Source organism: Pseudoalteromonas sp. L23 (assembly GCF_021728455.1).
Taxonomy (GTDB): Bacteria; Pseudomonadota; Gammaproteobacteria; order Enterobacterales; family Alteromonadaceae; genus Pseudoalteromonas.
The window spans coordinates 1-4,206 of the sequence record NZ_JAKKCW010000039.1 but is presented as its reverse complement, the minus strand read 5'-3'; the positions used below and the strand labels follow the sequence as shown (position 1 = coordinate 4,206).

Annotated in this window: 5 protein-coding genes; 2 read left to right on the top strand and 3 right to left on the bottom strand. The window is 43.8% G+C overall.

Translation table 11 applies throughout. The features are described 5' to 3' along the window. Positions 1-164: 164 nt before the first annotated feature. The gene (locus tag L3V43_RS23545; protein WP_237117535.1) at positions 165-1,772 is read right to left on the bottom strand and encodes a methyl-accepting chemotaxis protein; all 1,608 of its coding nucleotides are present in this window, start codon (positions 1,770-1,772) and stop codon (positions 165-167) included. 99 nt (positions 1,773-1,871) lie between these two features. Next, a complete protein-coding gene (locus L3V43_RS23540) occupies positions 1,872-2,327 on the bottom strand; it encodes a group II truncated hemoglobin (RefSeq protein ID WP_235368483.1) in 456 nt (151 codons plus the stop codon). 29 nt (positions 2,328-2,356) lie between these two features. Here L3V43_RS23540 and aroE point away from each other — a divergent pair, with 29 nt between their 5' ends. Both aroE and L3V43_RS23530 read left to right on the top strand, forming a co-directional pair. Then, positions 2,357-3,169 carry a shikimate dehydrogenase gene (aroE, locus tag L3V43_RS23535; protein ID WP_102055805.1) on the top strand — a complete coding sequence of 271 codons (813 nt, stop codon included), beginning with the start codon at positions 2,357-2,359 and terminating at the stop codon, positions 3,167-3,169. A gap of 2 nt (positions 3,170-3,171) precedes the next feature. Beyond that, positions 3,172-3,405, top strand: a complete 234-nt coding sequence (locus L3V43_RS23530; RefSeq protein ID WP_010604187.1) for a DUF1488 family protein — start codon at positions 3,172-3,174, stop codon at positions 3,403-3,405. Here L3V43_RS23530 and L3V43_RS23525 read toward each other — a convergent pair. Next, on the bottom strand, positions 3,391-3,936 hold the full coding sequence (locus tag L3V43_RS23525) for a gamma carbonic anhydrase family protein (RefSeq protein ID WP_237117534.1): 546 nt from the start codon (positions 3,934-3,936) through the stop codon (positions 3,391-3,393). The two genes, L3V43_RS23530 and L3V43_RS23525, sit on opposite strands and share 15 nt — an antisense overlap. Positions 3,937-4,206: the final 270 nt, after the last annotated feature.

The window sequence follows — 4,206 nt, the reverse complement described above, 5'->3', positions numbered from 1 at the left end:
CCAAATCACAATAATTAGCCTAGCCAACACAAAAAAACAGCGCTGAAACTTACGGCAGAGAAAACTGCTCCAACAACTGGGAAAAATAAACCCCGCTTAAAAAAGCGGGGTTTATCATCAATCTGAAAGGAGCCGAAGCTCCTTTTTTACTTTTAGCGGTTCACTTAGTTTAATTTAAATCCGCGCACTTGCTCATCCAAATCGCGCGCAAGGGTGAGCAACTCTTCACTGATCTGTTTAGAGCCATGGGCATCAACTAGCGAGCGCTCAGCATTATCGCTAATCGCCACTACGCTACGATTGATTTCTTCAGCGGCCAAGTTTTGCTGCTCAGTGGCATCGGCAATTTGCAGGTTTAAGGCATTAATTTCGTGCATCTGTGTCGAGATGTCTTTAAGCGCTTGTGCCACTTTCTTGACCTGATGTGCGCGGTCATCTGCTTCTTCGCAAGAAGCACTCATTGCTGCCACGGTTTGCTGTGCCTCGGACTGTAGCTTATCGATAGTACGTTTGATTTCATCGGTTGAGTCATGTGTTCGTGTCGCAAGTGTTCTGACTTCGTCCGCAACAACCGCAAACCCTCTTCCTGCTTCCCCGGCTCGTGCGGCCTCTATTGCTGCATTGAGCGCTAAGAGGTTGGTTTGCTCCGCGATACTACTGATCACTTCGAGTACTTTACCCACTTCTAGTGTTTGTGCTTGAAGCTGAGAAACTTGTTCTGCAGCTTGCCTTACATCTTGTGCTAATTGGTTGATACTTTGCTCAGTATGATTAGCAACAGCCATACTTTCCTCTGCGAGGTGATTGCTGCTATCCGACTTTTCTGATGCAAAGTGGGTGGTATTTTTTACTTCACTTGAAGAGCTTTCAAGCTCGTTAATTGCGGCTGCAACAGAGTCCGTCCCTTGTTTTTGCTCTTGAATGGCCAGCTCGGTAGTTTCCGCTGAAGCATATATAGATTCTGCTGAGTGAATAAGTATTTTTGAAGAGTTGGATAATTGCGCAATATTGTCTTTAAAGCTATCCATCATTTTATTGAAGTTAATCGCCAAGCGTCCAAGCTCGTCATCGACTTGGTCGTTTATTCGTAATGATAAGTCTTTGTTCGTCGTTGCGAGGCGCATGGTCCGGCCTAGCGTTTTTAGTCGTACTATGAAGAGCTTCCTGAAAAGTACGCCTAAAATTACAAAGGTGGTAATAAAGATAGCTGAGAGAAGCGCAGTGCTAAACCACGTATTAGTGTGTACCGTATTATCAATATCATCCAAAGAGTAACTGATCCGTACAACGCCGAGCACATCGCCTTCCTTTGCCCGATGACAACCTAAGCAATTTGTTCCTTTATAGCTTTCTTTGGCCACCATCGGCTTTAAATAAGTCATGATGCGACTACCGTCGCGTTGTTCAATAACTAAGGTCTCTTTTCCGTTCAACGCATCAAATTCAGCCTCAGAGTTAGGTGCTTGATTTGCATTACCTGGACCGTAAAGCTTATTAACTTGCTCGGAGCGGATAATATGCGCATCTTCGATATTTGGATGATTGCGAATTTTATCACTCAGAATTTCACGGTTTGCCATGGTGCCGGTCAGCATCATAGTATTGATAGAGTCAAAGTAATTATCTGCCAGTAGCTTAATATTACTTTCGACGGTTTCTTCAGCGAGCGTCTTTTGTTGACTGCTGCTACTAAGGATACTGGCAATCAAGACGAGCACGCCCGTCACTGTCAGTAACGCATAAATTTTATGTTGAATAGATTTCACACGCATCGCACCTGTACACAATTAGAACAGTGATTATGCATCTCTACTCAAGAACGGGATTTGACCTAGCGCAAAATAGCCGTGTAATTTTAATTAACTAATACTTTAGTTTTGTTCTTGATTAATCATATGTGTCGCAAGCTGAGCGAGGGACTGCCTTAATCCTTCTCTTAATAATGGGTTTCCTACCTCTAAGTCTAATGCTTTATTCATGCAGTGCATCCACTGATCCCGTAAATCTTGGTCGATAGGGAAAGGCATGTGGCGCATTCTTAGGCGTGGGTGACCATATTTCTCTGCAAATAAATCGGGCCCGCCTAACCAACCAGAAAGAAATTCAAAAAATACCTGTCTGATCCTATCTAATGGTTGTGGATGCATATCGTAAAGCGGCTTTGCATAGGGGTCGGTTGCCATAATATCGTAAAAACGGTTAGCAAGATCGCGGGCGCCTTGTTCTCCACCAATGATTTCATAAGGTGTTTTTTCTGGAGTGGGGGCACTATTTGTTTGTTCTACGGTTGCATCTTTATTAAAGATACGTTTAATTAACTGCTTCATAATGACTCTTTCAAGGCGCTCTTATTACGATGGACAAATACGCGGTATTCGGTAATCCGATAAAGCATTCTAAATCGCCGGCAATCCATGCGCAATTCGCACAGCAATGCCAGCAGCAATTAGAATACGAGGCTATTTTGGCACCAGAAGATGCCTTTATTCAAACTGCATCGACATTTTTTGCCCAAGGTGGTTGTGGTGCGAATGTGACTTTACCTTTTAAAGAGCAGGCATTTGCCTTTGCAGATACCCTCACCGAACGAGCTAAGCTCGCTGGTGCCGTCAATACCCTAATCAAACAGCAAGATGGCAGTATTACAGGCGATAATACTGATGGTGCAGGTCTGGTACGAGATCTCATGAAACACCAAACTAAACTTGAGGGAGCTAACGTACTATTGATTGGTGCAGGTGGCGCCGCCAAAGGCTGTATCTATCCGCTCCTCCAGGCCGGAGCAAAACGGATCGTCGTGACCAATCGTACTGAGTCAAAGGCATTGCAACTAGCAGAGCAATTTGCCTCGTATGGAGAGGTTACAGGGTGTGGCTTAAACAATACCCCCGACATTGGTTTCGATATTGTGATTAACTCCACCTCATCGAGCATCACAGGGCAAGTGCCAGACGTTAGCCCTACTGTTATTAAATCCTGCTTAGTTGCCTACGATATGTTCTACAGCGACCAGCAAACAAGTTTCTTAGACTGGGTGGCGCAACACAATCAACAAACGCAATTGATAGATGGCATAGGTATGTTAGTTGAGCAGGCCGCAGAAGCGTTTTACCAATGGCGAGGGGTGAGACCTGATACGTCCGAAACATTTAGGCTTATTAGAGGGTAAATATGAACCAAGCAATACTGTTTAATGATGACATCAGTTATCAACAGGGAGAATTAACGTTTACGGCGATGGCCAGTGGTCAGCTGATCCGCTGTAAAATTGCAACCAAGCTTGAGCAGGAAGCTGCAATAGCACACTTTGCTCAGCACCAATTCGATTATGAAATGCAGGCTGAGCAATTAATAGAGGATGAAGCGTTTAATGAGGCGGGAGAGATAAGCTTAGCTTTCCTCTAAATATTCATCTTTAAGTTCCACGTAATTTTGGGCGGACACTTTTAAAAATTGTAACTCTTGTTCGGTGAGGGGTCTGGCTTGTTTTACCGGACTACCGACATATAAAAAACCGGACTCAAGATTTTTATTAGGTGGGACAAGTGCACCACCACCAATAATAACGTCATCTCCTACGGTGACGTTGTCCATAATAATTGCACCCATACCTACGAGAATACGATTACCAAGTTTGCAACCATGCAACATGACTTTATGACCAACAGTCACATCATCACCAATAATAAGCGGGTAACCGTCAGGTACTGACGCGCTCTTTCTTGTTAAATGCAGTACGCTTCCGTCTTGAACATTAGTTCGTTTCCCTATCTTGATGTAGTTCACATCGCCTCTGGCTGCAACCAATGGCCAAACGCTGCTGTCTTGGCCAATTTCTACATCACCGACCAAAACGGATGATTCATCAATATAAACGCCTTGTGCCAAGCGCGGGGATTTACCTTTATAACTTCTAAGCATGTCTAGATTACTCATCTCTCGTGTCTTGTGTCACTAGTGTAGAGTGTTGAATTGTAAAACTCTAGTACGAAAAAACTGCAAAAAGATAAGCAAAAGTGTCAAAAATAAGCGTTTCGCTTCATTTTTGCTCGAACAAACGTTTTTTCGCAATTTTCTTTAAAAAAAGGGTTGCACTAAAATCGGATCGCCCTATAATGCGACCCCACTGACACGGGGCGCTACGCTGAAAAGCAAAGCAGCAACGAGTTAGCGTTAAGTAAAACTTAAGTTCGAAACTTCTTCTCA

Excerpts from the sequence above, each read along its gene's own strand:
- aroE (WP_102055805.1), top strand. The coding sequence starts at position 2,357 with ATGGACAAATACGCGGTATTCGGTAATCCGATAAAGCATTCTAAATCG.
- L3V43_RS23545 (WP_237117535.1), bottom strand. The coding sequence starts at position 1,772 with ATGCGTGTGAAATCTATTCAACATAAAATTTATGCGTTACTGACAGTG.
- L3V43_RS23530 (WP_010604187.1), top strand. The coding sequence starts at position 3,172 with ATGAACCAAGCAATACTGTTTAATGATGACATCAGTTATCAACAGGGA.
- L3V43_RS23540 (WP_235368483.1), bottom strand. The coding sequence starts at position 2,327 with ATGAAGCAGTTAATTAAACGTATCTTTAATAAAGATGCAACCGTAGAA.
- L3V43_RS23525 (WP_237117534.1), bottom strand. The coding sequence starts at position 3,936 with ATGAGTAATCTAGACATGCTTAGAAGTTATAAAGGTAAATCCCCGCGC.